This window comes from Bradyrhizobium sp. ORS 375, from assembly GCF_000239775.1.
Taxonomy (GTDB): domain Bacteria; phylum Pseudomonadota; class Alphaproteobacteria; order Rhizobiales; family Xanthobacteraceae; genus Bradyrhizobium.
This window is the reverse complement of record NZ_CAFI01000453.1, coordinates 1-19,444: the sequence shown is the minus strand read 5'-3', so window position 1 is coordinate 19,444 and position 19,444 is coordinate 1. Positions and strand designations below refer to the sequence as shown.

Genomic DNA, 19,444 nt, shown 5'->3' with positions numbered 1-19,444 from the left:
GCTGAGCGCTATTCGCGCGGCGTTTGAGCCAGATCAATTTGTCAATCAAACTTGACGTTAGGATGATTGGACAAATTGATAATCGGGGGAGGACGCCGTGCGGATCTTGTTGCTGCATCCGAATTATCACTCCGGCGGGGCCGAGATCGCCGGCAATTGGCCGCCCGCCTGGGCGGCCTATATCTCCGGCGCGCTGAAGGCGGCCGGCTTCACCGATCTCCGCTTCATCGATGCGATGACCAACGACCTCTCCGAGGAGCAGGTCCGCGCCATCCTGCGAGCTGAGAAGCCTGACGTCATCGGCTGCACCGCGATTACGCCTTCGATCTACAAGGCCGAGCGGCTGCTGGAGATCGCGAAGGAAGAGCACCCGGATGCGCTGACCGTGCTCGGCGGCATCCACGCCACCTTCATGTATCAGCAGGTGCTGACGGAAGCGCCGTGGATCGACGCCATCGTGCGCGGCGAGGGCGAGGAGATCATCGTCGACCTGATGCGCGCCCGCGAGGACGGCCGCTGGGCCAACGACCGCCGCGGCATCAAGGGCATCGCCTATCGCGACGGCACCGAGGTGGTCGCCACCGTGGCGGCGCCAACGGTGAAGAACCTCGATGCGATCACGCCCGACTGGAGCGTGCTCGAATGGAGCAAATACATCTACATCCCGATGAACAAACGCGTCGCCATTCCCAACATGGCGCGCGGCTGTCCGTTCACCTGCAGCTTCTGCTCGCAGTGGAAGTTCTGGCGCGATTACCGCATCCGTGATCCGAAGAAGGTGGTCGACGAGATCGAGACCCTGATGCGTGAGCACGATGTCGGCTTCTTCATCCTCGCCGACGAGGAGCCGACCATCAACAAGAAGAAGTTCGTCGCCTTCTGCGAGGAGCTGATCCGCCGCGACCTCAAGATCCTCTGGGGCATCAACACCCGCGTCACCGACATCCTGCGCGACGAGGCGCTGCTGCCGCTGTATCGCAAGGCCGGCTTGATCCACGTTTCGCTCGGCACCGAGGCCGCGGCGCAGATGAAGCTCGACCGCTTCAATAAGGAGACCACGGTCGCGCAGAACAAGAAAGCGATTCAGCTGTTGCGCGATGCCGGCATCGTCGTCGAGGCGCAGTTCATCGTCGGGCTGGAGAACGAGACCCGGGAGACGCTGGAAGAGACCTACCAGATGGCGCGCGACTGGAAGCCGGATCTCGCAAACTGGGCGATGTACACGCCCTGGCCGTTCTCCGACCTGTTCCGCGACCTCGGCGACAAGGTCGAGATCTTCGACTACGAGAAGTACAATTTCGTCACCCCGATCATGAAGCCCGATGCGATGGATCGCGGCGAGCTGCTCGACGGCGTGATGAACAACTACCGCCGCTTCTACATGCACAAGGCGCTGTTCTCATACCCCTGGGCCGGCTCCGGCGAGCGCCGCCGCTATCTGCTCGGCTGCCTCAAGGCGTTCCTCAAGTCCGGCTTCGAGCGCAAATTCTACGATCTCGGCCGCGTCAATTATTGGGGGCCGCAATCCAAGGGCAAGGTCGATTTCGGCTTCGACACCTCGCGCAAGCGCGCCGAGCCGGGCAAGGTCGAATGGAAGACGAGCCATAATCGCAAGCTGACCGGACCGCAGCAGGCGCAGGTGATGGCCTGCGGCGGCGGCACCGAGCAGATGAGCGACGAGGCCGAAACGCGGGTGCACTGACATGCACGGCACGCGCGCCCAGCATCTTCAGCTGCCGCGCGCTGCCGCCGCCTCGGATCGCGCCGCTGAAAGCGTTCATGAATGCCGCACCATTCGGGGCCTCATGGTTCGAGACGCGCCGCAAGCGGCGCTCCTCACCATGAGGGGAGCAGTACCATGAGCGTTGTGGACCGCGCCTCACATTCAGACCTCGTCCTGAGGAGCCCGCCGGAGGCGGGCGTCTCGAAGGACGGTGGCAGGCACACGGCCAGCTTCAATCATCAGTCAGACACAGGCCGCATCGGCCCCAATGCGATCATCCAGACCGCGGAGGCCTTGCGGCTGCTGCGCGGCGGCCGGGACGCGCGCCGTGTCTTCGCGGCCGCGCGGCTTGAGCCATATCTCGCGTCGCCGCCTGCCGACATGGTGGATGAGACGGAAGTCATCCGTCTGTATCGCGCCCTCAGGGCCACGCTGGACGACGATGCCGCCCGCGCGGTGAGCTTCAAGGCGGGACAGTTGACCGCGCTCTATCTGCTCGCCCACCGCATTCCCAGGCCCGCCCAGCGCGTTCTGCGGCTGCTGCCGGCGCGCCTCGCCAGCCATGCCTTGTCGCGCGCGATCTCGGCGCATGCCTGGACCTTCGCCGGCACCGGCGTCTTCACCGCCCGTCCGGGGCGGCCCACCATCTACGAGATCAGCCATTGTCCGCTGTGCCGCGGGCAGGGGCCAGACCACCCGATCTGCGACTTCTACGCCGCAACCTTCGAAACGCTGTTTGCTCGCCTCGTGCATCGGAATGCGCGGGCGCGCGAGGTCAGTTGCGAGGCCATGGGCGACTCCGCCTGCCGCTTCGAGATCGATTGGTAAGGCGCTGCCATGCCAGATGCGACACCGCAAAGGCGTCCGGTGTCGCGCTCAGCGGGGCAGAAACCGCGCGCCCTCCTTGCCGAAGAAGTCGAGCATCGCCTGCGCCGGCGGCAGCAGCAGCTTGTCGGCCCGCCGCACGGCATGCCATTGCCGGATGATCGGCAGGCCCACCACCTTCAGCGTCACCAGCCGCCCTTCGCCGAGCTCATGGGCCACCGTGTGCTGCGAGATGAAGGCGATGCCGAGGCCGGCGATCACCGCCTGCTTGATGGTCTCGTTGCTGTCCATCTCCATGCTGGTCTTGGGCTGGAGGCCGTGCTTGGCGAAGTACGTCTCCATCAGCAGCCGGGTTCCCGAGCCCGGTTCGCGGGTGATGAACACCTCGCCGGCGAGGTCATCGGCGGCGATGCGCTTGCGGCGGGCAAGACGGTGGCCCGCCGGCGCGATGATGACATGCGGATGCTTGCCGAACGGGCGCATGTCGACGGGAATGTCGGCCGGCGGGCGGCCCATGATGGCGATGTCGAGGTCATAGCCGCGCAGCGCCTCGCGCAGGCTGTCGCGGTTGCCGATCCGCAGGGTGACGTCGATCTTGGGGAAGCGCCGCGAAAACTCCGCAATCGCGAACGGTACGAAATATTTCGCGGTCGAGACCGCGCCGATCGCCACCCGGCCGCCGCTGCGGCCGGCGAGAATGTCGAGCGCCTGCTCGCAATCCTGCAGCGCGGCCTCGACGCGCTCGGCCAGCGCGAGCACGCTCCGCCCAGCCTCGGTCAGGATCATGCCGTCGGTGGTGCGCTGAATCAGCGGCAGCCCGGCGAGCTCCTGGAGATTGCGAATCTGCAGCGTCACGGCCGGCTGGGTCAGGTTCAAGCGACCGGCCGCGGACGTCACCGAGCCGGAGTTTTGCACCGCGACCAGGGCGCGAAGCTGGCGGATGGTGAGGTCGCGAGAGAAGTGCCGGCTCACGGAACCCTCCATGATATCGTTCGCATAAGTAAAACTTTGGTCTATCCAAAGATAATGAAATTTCCCTAATCAGGCAAATCGAGTGTTGATAGCAGCGCGGCACGACGCTTTCGTGCGGCTTCATCAAGTTCCCTTCAGAGGAGCTGATGGCGAGGGAGTGGCCCATGAATCTGCCCATGAATCACGAGACGGATCATCACCAGACATTGCAGGCTCATCTGGCGGCGCAGGGCGCGGACGCCGATTGTGCTGCGGTCATCGAGGCCCTCGCCGACGCCGCCCGCGAGCTCGCGCGGCAGATCGCCATCGCCCCGCTGTCTGGCGTGGACGAAGGCGCCGCCACCGTCAACACCGACGGCGACATCCAGAAGACGCTTGATATCGTCGCCGACAATCTGATGCGCGACGCGCTGCGCCGGGCGCCGGTCGCCGGCATCCTGTCCGAAGAGGTCGACCGGCCGGAAACGGTCAACGAGGCTGCCCCACTTTGCGTCGCGATCGATCCGCTCGACGGCTCCTCGAATCTGCAGAACAACATCTCGGTCGGCACCATCTTCTCGATCCGGCCGCGCGGCCGCGACGTGCTCTCCAGCTTCTTCGAGCCCGGTACCGCGCAGCGTGCCGCCGGCTTCTTCGTCTACGGCCCGCAGACCTGCCTGGTGCTCGCGATCGACCGTCGGGTTGATCTCTACGTCCTGCATCCGACCCTGCACGAGTTCATCCTCGCCAAGTCCGGCATCCGCATCCCGCAGGATACGCCGGAATTCGCGATCAACGCCTCGAACCGCCGGCACTGGAGCGGCACGGTCCGCAACTATGTCGACGAATGCCTGTCGGGCGCCGCCGGCCCGCGCGGCCGTGACTTCAACATGCGCTGGATCGCCTCGCTGGTGGCGGAGGCCTATCGCATCCTGATGCGCGGCGGCGTGTTCCTGTATCCAGCGGACTCGCGGCCCGGTTATCGCGAGGGCCGGCTGCGACTGGTGTACGAAGCGCATCCGATGGCGCTGATCATGGAATGGGCCGGCGGCTCCGCGTCGAGCGGCCGCGCGCGCATTCTCGAATTGTCGGCGCGCTCGCCGCATCAGCGCGCGCCGCTGATCATGGGCGACGTCCGCCTGGTGCGCGATGTCGACCAGCTGCACGAAGGCGTCGAGCCGCTGTTCGAAACCAGCGATGCGCCCTTGTTCGCCCGCCGCGGCCTGTTCCGCTGAGCGCGCGCTGCTGAGCCTCCCCGGCTCGGCAAGACGTCCGGAGAAAAATCATGTCACGTCGTCATCCCATCATCTCGATCACGGGCTCGTCCGGTGCGGGCACCACCTCGGTCAAGAAGACCTTCGAGAACATCTTCCGCCGCGAGAACGTCAAGGCCGCCTATATCGAGGGCGACGCCTTCCACCGCTACAATCGCGAGGAGATGCGCCGCAAGATGGTCGAGGAGGCCGAGCGCGGCAACAAGCACTTCAGCCATTTCAGTCCCGACACCAACCTGTTCGAGGAGCTCGAGAAGACGTTCCGCGACTACTCGGAAACGGGAACGGGCACCACGCGCCACTACGTCCACGACGAGGAGGAGGCGCGGCTCTACGATGCGCGCCCCGGCACCTTCACCGAGTGGACACAGCTGCCGGCGGACTCCGATCTTCTGTTCTACGAAGGCCTGCACGGCGCCGTCGTCACCGAGAAGGTCAACATCGCGCAGCATGCCGACCTGAAGATCGGCGTCGTGCCGGTGATGAATCTCGAATGGATCCAGAAGCTGCATCGCGACCGTGCCTCGCGAGGCTACACCACCGAGGCGGTCACCGACACGATCCTGCGGCGCATGCCGGACTACGTGAACTACATCATCCCGCAATTCTCCGAGACCGACATCAACTTCCAGCGCGTGCCGACGGTCGACACGTCGAATCCTTTCATCGCGCGCTGGATCCCGACGCCCGACGAGTCGATGGTCGTGATCCGCCTCAAGAACCCGCGCGGCATCGATTTCCCTTACCTGCTCTCCATGATCCAGGGCAGCTTCATGTCGCGCGCCAATTCGATCGTGATCCATGGCTCGAAGCTCGATCTCGCCATGCAGCTCATTCTCACTCCGATGATCATGCAACTGATGGACCGAAAGAGGCGCACGCTATGACCGCCACCGCTCTGCAAAAGTCTGCCGCGAAGGCTGATCCGGCGCATGCCGAGATGGCGAATGCCATCCGGTTCCTCGCGATTGACGCGGTGGAGAAGGCGAAGTCGGGCCACCCGGGCATGCCGATGGGCATGGCCGACGTCGCCACCGTGCTGTTCTCCCGCTTTATGAAGTTCGACCCGGCCGATCCGGCCTGGCCCGATCGCGACCGCTTCGTGCTGTCGGCCGGCCACGGCTCGATGCTGCTCTATGCGCTGCTGCATCTCACCGGCTACGAGGCGGTGACGATCGACGAGATCAAGGCGTTCCGGCAATGGGGCGCCAAGACGCCGGGCCATCCGGAATATGGCCACACCCCGGGCGTCGAGACGACCACGGGTCCGCTGGGGCAGGGCATTGCTACCGCGGTCGGCATGGCTGTCGCCGAGCGCCTGATGAACGCGCGCTATGGCGACGACCTGGTCGATCACTACACCTATGTGATCGCCGGCGATGGCTGCCTGATGGAAGGCATCAGCCACGAGGCGATCTCGCTGGCCGGTCATCTCCGGCTCAACCGGCTGATTGTTCTGTTCGACGACAACGGCATCTCGATCGACGGCTCGACCGGGCTGGCCTGCTCCGACGATCAGCTCGCGCGCTTCGCGGCCTCGGGTTGGGCGACGTCCCGCATCGATGGCCATGATCCCGCAGCGATTGAAGCGGCCATCGCTGCCGCACGGAACAGCGACCGTCCCAGCATGATCGCCTGCCGCACCACCATCGGCTTCGGCTCGCCCGGGCGGCAGGGCTCGGAGAAGGCGCATGGGGCACCGCTCGGTCCCGAGGAGGTCGAGAAGACCCGCGCCGCGCTGCATTGGCCGCATCGCCCGTTCGAGGTCCCTGCAGACGTGCTCGTGAGCTGGCGCGAGATCGGCGCGCGCGGCCGCAGCGTGCGCCAGGCCTGGAAGGAGCGTGCGCGCAAGCTCTGCACGTCGGACCGTTCGCCCTGTCATGATGCGCTGAACAAGAAGCTGCCCGCGGCCTATACCGAACGGATGGCGCAGTTCATTGCGCAACTCACCGCCGAGCGGCCGAAGATCGCGACCCGCCAGGCGTCGCAGAACGTCATCGACGTGATCGCGACGGTGCTGCCCAACCTGCTCGGCGGCTCGGCCGATCTGACCCACTCCAACCTGACCAAGGCAAAGACGCACAAGTCGGTGACGCCTTCGACCATGGACGGCAACTACATCCACTATGGTGTGCGCGAGCACGCGATGGCGGCGGCGATGAACGGCATCGCGCTGCATGGCGGCTTCATTCCCTATGGCGGCACCTTCCTCGCGTTCGCCGACTACAACCGTCCGGCGATCCGTCTCGCCGCGCTGATGGGCATCCGCGTCATCCACGTGATGACGCACGACTCCATCGGCCTCGGCGAGGACGGCCCGACGCACCAGCCGGTCGAGCATGTCCCCAGCCTTCGGGCCATTCCGAACCTGCTGGTGTTCCGCCCGGCGGATGCGGTCGAGACGGCGGAAGCCTGGGACTGCGCGCTGCGCGCCGAGACGTCGCCGTCGGTGCTCTGCCTGTCGCGCCAGGCGCTGCCGGCCTTCCGCACCGAGGCCTCCGATCACAACAAGGTGGCGCTCGGCGCCTACGTGGTGATCGAGCCGGAAGCCGGCCGCGACGTGACGCTGATCGCGACCGGCTCGGAGGTGGCGATCGCGCTGGACGCGGCCAAGCTGCTTGAGGCCGAAGGCGTCCATGCGGCGGTGGTCTCGGCGCCGTGCTTCGAACTGTTCCGCAAGCAGAGCGCGGAGTATCGCGCCGAGGTGCTCGGCAAGGCGCCGCGCATCGGGGTCGAGGCCGCGATCGAAGGCGAGTGGGCGCGCTGGCTCGGCGATGCCGGCGAGTTCGTCGGCATGCACGGCTTCGGTGCCTCGGCGCCGGCCGATGTGCTGTACCGCGAGTTCGGCATCACGCCGGCGACCGTGGCCGATGCGGCCATGCGCAACATCATCCGGGCGCGCGCCGACTGACGCGCGCCACCAAACACAACATCGAACAGGGACGGAGACCAAGCATGGCGCGGATCACGCTCAGACAATTGCTGGACCATGCCGCCGAGCGCGGCTACGGCGTGCCGGCTTTCAACATCAACAACATGGAGCAGGGGCTCGCGATCATGGAGGCGGCCGCCGCCGTCGACGCGCCTGTGATCATCCAGGCCTCGCGCGGTGCGCGGTCCTATGCCGGCGACATCATGCTGTCGAAGATGATCGACGCGCTGGAGGAGATGTATCCGCAGATCCCGCTCTGCCTGCATCAGGACCACGGCAACGACGAGGCGACCTGCGCGACTGCGATCAAGTATGGTTTCACCTCGGTGATGATGGATGGCTCGCTCAAGGCCGATGCCAAGACCGCCGCCGACTATGAGTACAACGTCGACATCACCCGCCGTGTCACCGACATGGCGCATTGGGTCGGCGCCTCGGTCGAGGGCGAGCTCGGCGTGCTCGGCTCGCTCGAGCATGGCGGCGGCGAGCAGGAGGATGGCCACGGCCTCGAAGGCAAGGTCAGCCGCGACCAGCTGTTGACCGATCCCGACCAGGCGGTGGACTTCGTCCGCGCCACCAAGGTCGATGCGCTGGCGATCGCGATGGGCACCTCGCACGGCGCCTACAAGTTCTCGCGCCAGCCGGACGGCGAGATCCTCGCGATGAACGTGATCGAGGAGATCCACCGCCGGCTGCCCAACACCCATCTGGTGATGCATGGCTCCTCCTCAGTGCCGCAATCGCTGCAGGACATGTTCAACCAGTTCGGGGGCGAGATGCCGCAGACCTGGGGCGTCCCGGTCGAGGAGATCGTGCGCGGCATCCGCCACGGCGTCCGCAAGGTCAACATCGACACCGACTGCCGGCTGGCGATGACCGCGATCTTCCGCAAGGTCGGCGCGTCCTCGAAGGTCGAGTTCGATCCGCGCAAGTTCCTGAAGCCGGCGATGGACTCGATGCGCGACCTCTGCCGCGAGCGCTTCGAGCAATTCGGCGCCGCCGGCAACGCATCCCGGATCAAGGTGCTGCCGCTGTCGGAGATGGCGAAACGCTATCGCTCCGGCGCGCTCGATCCGCGAATTGGGGGAATGACTGAAGCTGCGTGACGTCAACAGCCACAACGAAACAGCCAGGAGGAACACATGAACGACCAATCGATCACGGTGCGCGGCAAGGATCGCTACAAGTCCGGCGTCATGGAATACAAGAAGATGGGCTATTGGGAGCCGTCCTATCAGCCCAAGGACACCGACGTGATCGCGCTGTTTCGCGTCACGCCGCAGGATGGCGTCGACCCGGTCGAGGCGTGCGCTGCCGTCGCCGGCGAATCCTCGACCGCGACCTGGACCGTGGTGTGGACCGACCGCCTGACGGCGGCTGAGAAGTATCGTGCCAAGTGCTACCGCGTCGAGCCGGTGCCCGGCTCGCCGGGCAGCTATTTCGCCTATATCGCCTATGACCTCGACCTGTTCGAGCCGGGATCGATCGCCAACCTCACGGCCTCGATCATCGGCAATGTGTTCGGCTTCAAGCCGCTGAAGGCGCTGCGGCTGGAGGACATGCGGCTTCCCGTGGCCTATGTGAAGACCTTCCAGGGCCCGGCAACCGGCATCGTCGTCGAGCGCGAGCGGCTCGACAAGTTCGGCCGTCCGCTGCTCGGCGCCACCGTCAAGCCGAAGCTCGGTCTTTCGGGGCGCAACTACGGCCGCGTCGTCTACGAGGCGCTGAAGGGCGGGCTCGACTTCACCAAGGACGACGAGAACATCAACTCGCAGCCCTTCATGCATTGGCGCGAGCGCTTCCTGTACTGCATGGAGGCGGTCAACAAGGCGCAGGCGGCGACCGGGGAGATCAAGGGCACCTATCTCAACGTCACCGCGGCGACGATGGAAGACATGTATGAGCGCGCCGAGTTCGCCAAGGAGCTCGGCTCGACCATCATCATGATCGATCTCGTGATCGGCTACACCGCGATCCAGTCGATGGCGAAATGGGCCCGCCGGAACGACATGATCCTGCATCTGCACCGCGCCGGACATTCGACCTACACGCGGCAGCGCGCGCACGGCGTCTCGTTCCGCGTCATCGCCAAGTGGATGCGGCTCGCCGGCGTCGACCACATCCATGCCGGCACCGTGGTCGGCAAGCTCGAGGGCGATCCGAACACGACGCGCGGCTATTACGACATCTGCCGCGAGGACTTCAATCCGATGCGGCTGGAGCATGGCGTGTTCTTCGACCAGAACTGGGCGAGCCTCAACAAGCTGATGCCGGTGGCGTCCGGCGGCATTCATGCCGGCCAGATGCACCAGCTGCTCGATCTGCTCGGCGAGGACGTGGTGCTGCAGTTCGGCGGCGGCACCATCGGCCATCCCCGCGGCATCGCCGCCGGCGCGACTGCCAACCGGGTCGCGCTGGAAGCCATGATCCTCGCCCGCAACGAGGGCCGCGACTACGTGCATGAGGGCCCGGAGATCCTGGCCAAGGCGGCGCAGACCTGCACGCCGCTGCGCGAGGCGCTGGAGATCTGGAAGGACGTCACCTTCAACTACGAATCCACGGACTCGCCGGACTTCGTTCCGACCGTCACCCCCGCTGCCTAACCCCATTCGATGCGTCGCCGCGTTGCGGGCCGGATCCCGGCTCGCCCGGCAGCCCAACATCAGGAGATCTCACCATGCGCGTGACCCAAGGCTGCTTTTCCTTCCTGCCTGATCTGACCGACGATCAGATCACGGCCCAGATCCAGTACTGCCTGGAGAAGAACTGGGCCGTGAACATCGAGTTCACCGACGACCCGCATCCCCGCAACACCTATTGGGAAATGTGGGGCCTGCCGATGTTCGACCTGCGTGATGCCGCCGGCATCATGCGGGAGCTCGCCGAGTGTCGGAAGATCTACGGCGACCGCTACATCCGCATCTCGGCGTTCGACTCCTCGCATGGCTGGGAATCGATCCGGCTGTCCTTCATCGTCAACCGGCCGAAGAACGAGCCCGGTTTCCGGCTCGACCGTCAGGAAACCGTCGGGCGCAATCTGCGTTACTCGACGCGATCCTACGCCGCCGAGCGCCCCGAGGGCGAGCGCTACTCGTAACAGAAGCTGCGCTGAGGTCTCTGCCGATTGCGGGGCGGGGACCTCAGCGCCGGCTCTGCCGCGCTGATGAAGTCCAATCTGCTTTTGTGATGTGACGGCGACCCCTGCTTGCCGGAGTTCGCGGGGAGGATCTGCCGCCAGCCCGTGCGAACTTCGGCAAGCGGAGGACGAGCCCATGATGCAGGCTACGCAGGCGGACGCCGATCAGGCGACGCCGGTCGACACCATCGATCTGCGCCGCGAGTTCGAGAGCGTCGACATCGCGCCCGTGCTGGAGCAGCTCGACCGTGAGCTGGTCGGTCTGGCTCCGGTCAAGACGCGGATTCGCGAGATCGCCTCGCTGCTGCTGATGGAGCGCATCCGTCAGAAGATGGGTCTGGCGACGACGTTTCCGACGCTGCATATGTCGTTCACCGGCAACCCCGGCACCGGCAAGACGACGGTCGCGCTGCGCATGGCCGGCATCCTGCACCGGCTCGGCTTCGTCCGCCGCGGCCACGTCATCAGCGTCACACGTGACGATCTCGTCGGTCAGTATATCGGCCACACCGCGCCCAAGACCAAGGAGGTGCTGAAGAAGGCGATGGGCGGCGTGCTGTTCATCGACGAGGCGTATTATCTCTATCGCCCGGAGAACGAGCGCGACTATGGCCAGGAGTCGATCGAGATCCTGCTGCAGATCATGGAGTCGCAGCGCGAGGATCTGGTCGTGATCCTAGCCGGCTATGCCGACCGCATGGAGAAGTTCTTCCAGAGCAACCCCGGATTCCGCTCGCGCATCGCCCATCACATCGACTTCCCCGATTACTCGGAGGGCGAGCTCCTGACCATTGCCGAGATGATGCTCGATGGTCAGAACTACCGATTTACCCCCGAGGCCCGCGTCGCCTTCGAGAAGTATATCACGGTGCGCCGGACCCAGCCCCTGTTCTCCAATGCGCGCTCGATCCGCAATGCCTTGGATCGCGTCCGGCTGCGACAGGCCAACCGTCTGGTGTCGCGGCTCGACCGTGTGCTAACATCCGACGACGTGATGTCGATCGAAGCCAGCGACGTGCTGGCGAGCCGCGTGTTTGCCCAAGCCGACAGCAAGGCGACGTAAGAGCGGAGTCGAAGTGATGAGTCTCGCGTTGGTGAAGAATTCACCCATGGATGACCTCCGGCGCCGCATCGCCGACGCCGGTGCACTGATCCTCGACGTCGACGGGACGCTCGCCGAGACCGAGGAGATCCACCGCGAGGCGTTCAACGAGGCCTTTGTTGCCGGTGGCATCGACTGGCATTGGGGTCGGCGGATCTACAAGGAGCTGCTGCGCGTCGCAGGCGGCAAGGAGCGCATTCGTGCTTTCGACCAGATGCGCCGTGCCGGTCCACCCCTGAGCGATGCGGTCATCGCCAGGCTCCATCGCATCAAGACGGAGCGGTTCGCCGCCATCATGGCCGACAAGGGGTGTCCGCTGCGCCCGGGAGTGAGAGAGCTGCTCGATGCAGCCTGGGCGCGCGAGCAGCGGGTGGCGATCGCGACGACGACGACGCGCGTCAATATCGACGCGTTGCTCGCTCCCGTCCTGGGTGTGGACTGGGAGGCAAAATTCGCCGCGGTCGTTGCCGCCGATGATGTCGCGCGCAAGAAGCCGGCGCCGGACGTCTACCTCGAGGTGTTGTCGCAGCTCGATCTGCCGGCGGTGAGCTGCATTGCCGTCGAGGACTCCGGTAACGGGCTGATGGCGGCCGTGCGGGCCGGCGTTCCCGTGCTGATCACCCGCAGCCTCTATTTTCATGATGATGTATTTGATGGTGCATTGGCGGTGCTCGACGATCTCAGCGAGCTGATAGTTTGATGTCTTCTGATGTTTGAGTGCATCCGGCATGTCAGATTATGTACGCCAGCGTGCGCATAGCAGCCTCGCATTTGGCGTTCTATTGCCGTTCGGCTGAGAACGTGTAATCCCTTGCCGATATGCTGACATGTCGAGTCGAGGTCGTAGAGTATGGCCCGTACGCAGGCCAAGGTTAAACGCAATGATGTCGCGCGCTCGGTCGGGCTGCGGGGCCGGGTCGGGCGGCCGCCAAAGGCCCTGGCCGGCAATATCGAAGAGCGAATCCTGGATGCGGCGCACGAGGTGTTTCTCGAGCGCGGTTTCGACGGCACCAGCATCGATGAGATCGCCGAGCGGGCGCCGGCCTCCAAGCCCACCATCTATGCCCGTTACGCCGGCAAGCCGGCGTTGTTTGCCGCCATCGTCGAGCGCTCGATCGGCGAGCTGATGAGTTTGGGGGCGTCCTATACGCCCTCTCCCGGGACCGTTCAGGAGAAGCTGGCCGGGCTCGCGACGGCGATCGTCGATCGCGCGTTGAAGGAATCGATCGGATTGCTGCGGGTGACGATCGGCGAGGCCTATCGCTTTCCCGACCTCAGCTGCCAATTCCATGAGCTTTCGCGCAAGCGGGCCACGCATGCGGTCGCGGTGCTGCTGGCCGACACCATCGGCTCCGCCGGCCCGCCGCCCAGGCGCGCGCCGTCAAAAGCGTCGGAGGCCATGGCGGAGATCTTCATCGACCTGATCGTGCTGCCGCTGCTGATGCGCGCCCTGATGGGCGTGAAGGAGAGGACCATTCGCAAGGAGATGCCCGGCTTCGTGCGGGAGCGGGTCAAGATCTTTCTAGCGCTATATGCCAAGACCTGACGCTCAAGACCTGACGCTCAGGGCATGACGCCAGAGACATGATGTTGCAGCCGGCGACGTCTCTCGCCCCTGCGATTCGTATGCGTTGAGGTGCGTCGGGTCAGCGTCGCCGCGGCGTCGGTTCGAGCGTCACCTGCTTCAGGTCTTTGCCGCTGACGACGACCACGATGAAGGCGAGCTTGCCGTCCTTGCTGACGAGGCCGCCGCTGATCGCCCGGCCTGCGGCGGAGCGCTCGGCGATCCTGATCGCATCAGACATCTTCAGCGTAACGCCATTGAGCGCGGCGAGGCTGTTGCGGTCGCTTTCGCTGAGACCCTCCACGGTCGAGAACAGCACGCTGTTCAGCACCTTGGCTGTCGAGCTGTCGATGTCGAACTCCCAGACCTGGCCGCTCCGCAAGGTGCGGACCTTGTAGACGGGGACGTCGAGCCCGCCCTCGAAGCTGATGTCGGCGGTCCGCGAGCCCGGGTGGATCTTCTCGGCGATCCGCAGCGCCCGGTGCAGCGACACTTCCGATCGGCGGAACCGGGCGAGCTCGCGATCGATCGCCTCCTGGCTCAGCGCCGGGTCGTCAGCCGATGGTGCGTTGGTATGGTTCTGCGCGGTGCCTGCGTCGTTGGCCGTCGCCCGGGCAACAACCGGCGACAGGGCCGTCCAGCATGACAGCATCAGCGCGACAAGAACCTTGCGTGTCATGGGCTGCTCCGCGAATCGCCCGGCCATTGTGGGCCCGATATCCGAATCGAACGTTAAGAACTAAACTGTTTCGTTTCTTTAGTCGTGTCGTCGCCAGGGTGTCAACGCGACCTCAAGGGAGGGAACCTTGGCTCCGATCACATGCCTGCGAGGACTCGCCGGGAACCTCAGTCGCACCGCGCTGGGCGTTTGTCGACAACTGAGTTAGGTTGTCGGCATTTCACCACGGCGGCCGATACTGCCGCGCCGGCGTCAGATGTCACGCGGAGGTCATGAGACGCGCGTGCGAAGACGTCATCAGAGGAGCATCAATGACAAAGCGCCGGGCCTTCATCACGATCACCCTGACCGCCGCAACCCTGCTCGCGGCCTTCAGCGGCGGAGCCCGGGCGGCGCAGTGCGGCTCGTCGCCGGCCGGCTTCGAGGCGTGGAAGCGCGATTTCAGCGAGGAGGCGCGCGCCAAGGGCGTCGGCGGCACGGCGATATCGGCGCTGATGCAGACCAACTACGCGTCCGCGACCATCGCCGCCGATCGCGGCCAGCGCAGCTTTCAGCTGTCGCTCGATCAGTTCCTCGCCAAGCGCGGGGCCGCGGCGATCGTCGCGCGCGGCCGGCAGCTGAAGCAGTCGCAGGCGGCGATGTTCGCCTCGATCGAGCAGCGCTACGGTGTGCCGCCCGGGCCGTTGATCGCGATCTGGGGCATGGAAAGCGCGTTCGGCAGCCAGCGCGGCAACCAGCACATGCTGTCGTCGATCGCGACGCTGGCCTATGATTGCCGCCGCCCGGAATTCTTCACCGAGCAGCTCTACGCCGCGCTGAAGCTGATCGATCGCGGCGTGCTGTCGGGCAACCAGCGCGGCTCGATGCATGGCGAGGTCGGGCAGACACAGTTCATGCCGAAGAACATTCTGGCCTACGGCGTCGGCAATCTCGACGTCGCCGCGAATGCGCTGGCCTCGACCGCGAACTTCCTGCGCGCCAATGGCTGGAAGGCCGGCGCCGGTTATCAGCCCGGCGAGCCCAACTTCGCCGCCATCGAAGCCTGGAATGCCGCCGGCGTCTATCAGAAGGCGATCGCGCTGATGGGCCGCCAGATCGACGGCGGCGGCTCGGCCGCGGAGAGGTGAGGCGCTCACCCGCCAAACCATCTGCAAACAAAAAGCGGCGCTTCATCACTGAAGCGCCGCTTCTTATTTGTCAGTCAGGCTTTCGCCTCACGCCTTCAGCTCGAACCGATCCAGGTTCATCACCTTGGTCCAGGCGGCGACGAAGTCCTTGACGAACTTCTGCTTGGCATCCGAGCTGGCATAGACCTCGGCGAGCGCGCGCAGCTGCGAGTGCGAGCCGAAGATCAGGTCGGCGCGGGTCGCGGTCCACTTCACGGCGCCGGACTTGCGGTCGCGGCCCTCGAAAGTGTGCTCGCCCTGATCGACCGGCGTCCAGGCGACGCCCATGTCGAGCAGGTTGACGAAGAAGTCGTTCGAGAGCACGTCCGTCTGCGCCGTGAACACGCCGTGCTTGGAGCCGCCTGCATTGGCGCCGAGCACGCGCAGGCCGCCGACCAGCACGGTCATCTCCGGCGCGGTCAGGGTCAGCAGCTGGGCCTTGTCGACCAGCAGCTCCTCGCCCGACAGCCACTGCTTGCCGCTGAGATAGTTGCGGAAGCCGTCATGGGTCGGCTCGAGCACCGAGAACGACTCGACGTCGGTCTGCTCCTGCGAGGCGTCGGTGCGGCCCGGTGCGAACGGCACCGTCACCTCGACGCCGGCCTTCTTGGCCGCCGCCTCGACGCCGGCATTGCCGGCCAGCACGATCAGGTCGGCGAGCGACACCTTCTTGCCGCCGGCGGCTGACGCGTTGAACTCCTTCTGGATGCCCTCGAGCTTGGCGAGCACCTTCGACAGTTCAGCCGGGCTGTTGATCGCCCAGTCCTTCTGCGGAGCCAGGCGGATGCGCGCGCCATTGGCGCCGCCGCGCTTGTCCGAGCCGCGGAAGGTCGAGGCTGAGGCCCAGGCGGTGGATACCAGCAGCGACACCGAGAGACCCGACGCCAGGATCTTCGCCTTGAGATCGGCGATGTCCTTGTCGTCGACGACGGGATGATCGAGCGCCGGGATCGGATCCTGCCAGATCAGGTCTTCCTTCGGCACCAGCGGGCCGAGGTAGCGCACCTTCGGGCCCATGTCGCGGTGGGTCAGCTTGAACCAGGCGCGGGCGAAGGCGTCGGCGAACTGATCGGGATTCTCCAGGAAGCGCCGCGAGATCTTTTCGTATTCGGGATCGAAGCGCAGCGCGAGGTCGGTGGTCAGCATCGACGGCGCGTGGCGCTTTGACTTGTCATGGGCGTCCGGCACGGTGTTGGCGCCGGCGCCGCCCTTCGGCGTCCACTGATGCGCGCCGGCCGGGCTCTTGGTCAGCTCCCACTCGTAACCGAACAGGTTCCAGAAGAAGTTGTTGCTCCACTTGGTCGGCGACGAGGTCCAGATCACCTCGAGGCCGGAGGTGATGGTGTCGCCGGCCTTGCCCGAGCCGTACTTGTTGGCCCAGCCGAGACCCATCTGCGCGATGTCGGCGCCTTCCGGCTCCGCACCGACCAGCGACGCGTCACCGGCGCCGTGGGTCTTGCCGAAGGTGTGACCGCCGGCGATCAGCGCCACCGTCTCCTCGTCGTTCATGGCCATGCGGCCGAACGTCTCGCGGATGTCGCGCGCGGCGGCGACCGGGTCGGGGTTGCCGTTCGGACCTTCCGGGTTGACGTAGATCAGGCCCATCTGCACGGCGGCCAGCGAGCCTGCGAGCTCTCGATTGCCGCTGTAGCGCTCGTCGGCGAGCCACTTGCCCTCGGGACCCCAATAGATGTCCTGCTCCGGCTCCCAGGTGTCGGCGCGGCCGCCGCCGAAGCCGAAGGTCTTGAAGCCCATCGATTCCAGCGCGACGTTGCCGGTCAGCACGAACAGGTCGGCCCAGGAGATCTTCTGGCCGTATTTCTGCTTGATCGGCCACAGCAGGCGGCGGGCCTTGTCGAGATTGGCGTTGTCAGGCCAGCTGTTCAGCGGCGCGAAACGCTGCTGACCGGTGCCGGCGCCGCCGCGGCCGTCGCCGATGCGATAGGTGCCGGCGGCATGCCAGGCCATGCGGATGAACAGCGGGCCGTAATGACCGAAATCGGCCGGCCACCAGTCCTGCGAATCCGTCATCAGCGCGGTCAAATCCTTGACCAGCGCGTCGAGATCGAGGCTCTTGAATTCCTTGGCATAATCGAACGCCTCGCCGAGCGGATCGGAGAGGTTCGAATGCTGATGCAGCACCGACAGATCGAGCTGGTTCGGCCACCAGTCCTTGTTCTTGAATCCCTTCAAGCCGCCCGAAAACGGGCACTTGCTGACGTCATCCATGTTTGCCTCCTGACCTGAACGGCATTGTTCCCCCTGGGGTGGGTGGCGGGACCCTACGCGGCTACTTCGATCAGGGGAAATTGAGATTGATGATCGTAGCGATAAGATTATCTGATGCATATGCTGTGACGCTGCCCAACGCAGAGCGGGATGCTGCGTTATGAATACACCCTGGGATTGTGGTCAGGGAAAATTGACTTCGGGTCGACGGGCGATAAGATAATCTGATGATCCACTTGACGATGCGGCAGCTTCGCTATTTCGACGCGCTGGCGCGTCTCGGCCATTTCGGCCGCGCCGCGGAGGCCTGCGCGATCTCGCAGCCGGCATTGTCGATGCAGATCAAGGAGATGGAGGACGCGCTCGGCGGCGTCCTGCTGGAACGCAATGCCCGCCAAGTGGTGCTGACGCGGTTCGGCGAGCAGCTCGCCGAGCGCGTCCGCGAGATCCTGCGCTCGGTCGACGAGCTCGGCGATTTCGCCCGCGCCTCGCGCGACAAGCTCACCGGCCGCCTGCGGCTCGGCATGATCCCGACCGTCGCGCCTTATCTTCTCCCGAAAGTGATCGGCGACCTCACCCGCAAGCATCCCGAGATCGACATCCATGTCCGTGAATCCAAGACGCCGAAGCTGATCGACGAGCTGGTCGAGGGCCGGCTCGATGCCGCGATCGTCGCGCTGCCGGTGTCGGAACCGTCGCTGACCGAGGTCGCGCTGTTCTCGGAGAACTTCCTGCTGGTGCGCCCGCCCGAATACGAAGGCGCCCCGTTGCCGAGCAGCGAGAGCCTGCGCGAGATGCGGCTGTTGTTGCTGGAGGAGGGGCACTGCTTCCGTGACCAGGCGCTGTCGTTCTGCAACATGCAGGCGCCGCGCGAGATGCTTGATGCCTCGTCGCTTTCGACCTTGGTGCAGATGGTCGGCGCCGGCATGGGCGTGACCTTGATTCCGGAAATGGCGGTCGGCGTCGAGACGCGCTCGGCGTCGGTGTCGCTGGCGCGCTTCGCCGAGCCGCAGCCCCAGCGCAGCATCGGCATGGTCTGGCGCAAGACCAGTCCGCTCGCCAAGCAGCTGCTGCAGATCTCCGAAATCGTCGGCGGCGCCGCCGAGAGCCTGCGCAAGCAGGCCGCGGCGGGCCAGGCCCGCAAGCGCCGCGGCTGACTGACTGAGGAACGTCCGGCAAAGGCCGACCTTGTCGTTCTTCTCCAACGAAGGACGCTCGTATGAAACTCGTCTTGATCGCATCGGCCGCCGCGCTGGCGCTGTCCAGCTCGTTTGCCTCGGCTCAGAGCGGTGGCGCTGGCGGAAGCGGCACTGGCGGCAGCAGCGCGGGCCCGTCGCACAACGCGACGCCGGCTTCGCCCGACGCCAGCTCCATGAGCACCGGGACGACTGGCATGGGGCAGGGCGGCTCGCCAACCGCCGCCGCGCCGGGCAATGGATCCGGTCGCACGTCCTCGGCTCCGAACGATGCGACCGGCTCGCTCAACAACAACAGCGCGAGCCAAGGCGACGACAACTCCGGCAGCTCGAGCAATCTCGGCCGGCACTGACTGCCATGTCGATGTTCCGCGACAACGATCGTACTTTGCGTGGAACGGCCGCGCAAACCAGCAGTTCGTAGCTTTCGAGCAACTCACGTGCTCCACACCGTCGCGGTCGCGGCGGACGACTGCGCCCCATCCAAAATGGGAGCCGTCATGCGTGATGATCTTGGTCAAGGAGTCCTAGTGATGCGAAGCTTGAATGTCGCGGCGGCGCTGGCCCTTTCAGGTGCGCTGCTGGCCGGTGCGAATGCGCCGGCGATGTCTGCTCCGATGACGGCGCTGTCGGCCGCCGCAAAGCCCGACGCCGCTCCGCTCAATAC

General features: G+C 65.5%; 17 protein-coding genes. 14 read left to right on the top strand and 3 right to left on the bottom strand.

The genetic code is table 11. The features are described 5' to 3' along the window. Positions 1 to 97: 97 nt before the first annotated feature. Both bchE and bchJ read left to right on the top strand, forming a co-directional pair. Positions 98 to 1,702, top strand: a complete 1,605-nt coding sequence (gene bchE / locus BRAO375_RS30330; RefSeq protein WP_009031247.1) for a magnesium-protoporphyrin IX monomethyl ester anaerobic oxidative cyclase — start codon at positions 98 to 100, stop codon at positions 1,700 to 1,702. A 156-nt stretch (positions 1,703 to 1,858) separates the two neighbouring features. Continuing rightward, positions 1,859 to 2,551 carry a bacteriochlorophyll 4-vinyl reductase gene (gene bchJ / locus BRAO375_RS30325; RefSeq protein WP_009031246.1) on the top strand — a complete coding sequence of 231 codons (693 nt, stop codon included), beginning with the start codon at positions 1,859 to 1,861 and terminating at the stop codon, positions 2,549 to 2,551. A gap of 48 nt (positions 2,552 to 2,599) precedes the next feature. On the opposite strand, the gene BRAO375_RS30320 is transcribed toward bchJ, so the two are convergent. Then, positions 2,600 to 3,520, bottom strand: a complete 921-nt coding sequence (locus BRAO375_RS30320; RefSeq protein ID WP_006615543.1) for a LysR family transcriptional regulator — start codon at positions 3,518 to 3,520, stop codon at positions 2,600 to 2,602. 146 nt (positions 3,521 to 3,666) lie between these two features. Between BRAO375_RS30320 and BRAO375_RS30315 the strand changes: the two genes are divergently transcribed. The 9 genes from BRAO375_RS30315 (at position 3,667) to BRAO375_RS30275 (ending at position 13,489) form a co-directional block, all read left to right on the top strand. Next, the gene (locus tag BRAO375_RS30315) at positions 3,667 to 4,734 is read left to right on the top strand and encodes a class 1 fructose-bisphosphatase (protein ID WP_035643117.1); all 1,068 of its coding nucleotides are present in this window, start codon (positions 3,667 to 3,669) and stop codon (positions 4,732 to 4,734) included. Between the two features lie 50 nt (positions 4,735 to 4,784). Continuing rightward, a complete protein-coding gene (locus BRAO375_RS30310; RefSeq protein ID WP_009031244.1) occupies positions 4,785 to 5,660 on the top strand; it encodes a phosphoribulokinase in 876 nt (291 codons plus the stop codon). Beyond that, positions 5,657 to 7,684, top strand: a complete 2,028-nt coding sequence (gene tkt / locus BRAO375_RS30305) for a transketolase (RefSeq protein ID WP_009031243.1) — start codon at positions 5,657 to 5,659, stop codon at positions 7,682 to 7,684. The genes BRAO375_RS30310 and tkt overlap by 4 nt, the downstream gene beginning before the upstream one ends. A 44-nt stretch (positions 7,685 to 7,728) precedes the next feature. Continuing rightward, positions 7,729 to 8,811 carry a class II fructose-bisphosphate aldolase gene (fba, locus tag BRAO375_RS30300; RefSeq protein ID WP_009031242.1) on the top strand — a complete coding sequence of 361 codons (1,083 nt, stop codon included), beginning with the start codon at positions 7,729 to 7,731 and terminating at the stop codon, positions 8,809 to 8,811. A 36-nt stretch (positions 8,812 to 8,847) separates the two neighbouring features. Continuing rightward, positions 8,848 to 10,308 (top strand): form I ribulose bisphosphate carboxylase large subunit, encoded by a 1,461-nt coding sequence (locus BRAO375_RS30295; protein ID WP_009031241.1) that lies wholly within the window; start codon positions 8,848 to 8,850, stop codon positions 10,306 to 10,308. Positions 10,309 to 10,382: 74 nt separating this feature from the next. Continuing rightward, positions 10,383 to 10,802, top strand: coding sequence for a ribulose bisphosphate carboxylase small subunit (locus BRAO375_RS30290; RefSeq protein WP_009031240.1), 420 nt, complete (start codon positions 10,383 to 10,385; stop codon positions 10,800 to 10,802). Between the two features lie 178 nt (positions 10,803 to 10,980). Next, positions 10,981 to 11,904: a CbbX protein gene (gene cbbX / locus BRAO375_RS30285; protein WP_009031239.1), complete on the top strand. Its 924-nt coding sequence runs from the start codon at positions 10,981 to 10,983 to the stop codon at positions 11,902 to 11,904. A 16-nt stretch (positions 11,905 to 11,920) separates the two neighbouring features. Beyond that, positions 11,921 to 12,643, top strand: coding sequence for an HAD-IA family hydrolase (locus BRAO375_RS30280; RefSeq protein ID WP_175345398.1), 723 nt, complete (start codon positions 11,921 to 11,923; stop codon positions 12,641 to 12,643). Positions 12,644 to 12,793: 150 nt separating this feature from the next. After that, on the top strand, positions 12,794 to 13,489 hold the full coding sequence (locus tag BRAO375_RS30275) for a TetR/AcrR family transcriptional regulator (protein ID WP_009031237.1): 696 nt from the start codon (positions 12,794 to 12,796) through the stop codon (positions 13,487 to 13,489). Positions 13,490 to 13,589: 100 nt separating this feature from the next. On the opposite strand, the gene BRAO375_RS30270 is transcribed toward BRAO375_RS30275, so the two are convergent. Then, positions 13,590 to 14,186: a PepSY domain-containing protein gene (locus tag BRAO375_RS30270; RefSeq protein ID WP_009031236.1), complete on the bottom strand. Its 597-nt coding sequence runs from the start codon at positions 14,184 to 14,186 to the stop codon at positions 13,590 to 13,592. A 311-nt stretch (positions 14,187 to 14,497) separates the two neighbouring features. On the opposite strand from BRAO375_RS30270, the gene BRAO375_RS30265 reads away from it, so the two are divergent. Next, a complete protein-coding gene (locus tag BRAO375_RS30265) occupies positions 14,498 to 15,313 on the top strand; it encodes a lytic murein transglycosylase (protein ID WP_009031235.1) in 816 nt (271 codons plus the stop codon). Between the two features lie 87 nt (positions 15,314 to 15,400). Here BRAO375_RS30265 and katG read toward each other — a convergent pair whose 3' ends face one another. Next, a complete protein-coding gene (katG, locus tag BRAO375_RS30260) occupies positions 15,401 to 17,581 on the bottom strand; it encodes a catalase/peroxidase HPI (protein ID WP_009031234.1) in 2,181 nt (726 codons plus the stop codon). 227 nt (positions 17,582 to 17,808) lie between these two features. Here katG and BRAO375_RS30255 point away from each other — a divergent pair, with 227 nt between their 5' ends. Further along, a complete protein-coding gene (locus BRAO375_RS30255) occupies positions 17,809 to 18,738 on the top strand; it encodes a hydrogen peroxide-inducible genes activator (protein WP_009031233.1) in 930 nt (309 codons plus the stop codon). A gap of 62 nt (positions 18,739 to 18,800) precedes the next feature. Continuing rightward, the gene (locus BRAO375_RS30250) at positions 18,801 to 19,130 is read left to right on the top strand and encodes a hypothetical protein (RefSeq protein WP_009031232.1); all 330 of its coding nucleotides are present in this window, start codon (positions 18,801 to 18,803) and stop codon (positions 19,128 to 19,130) included. Positions 19,131 to 19,444 lie beyond the last annotated feature (314 nt).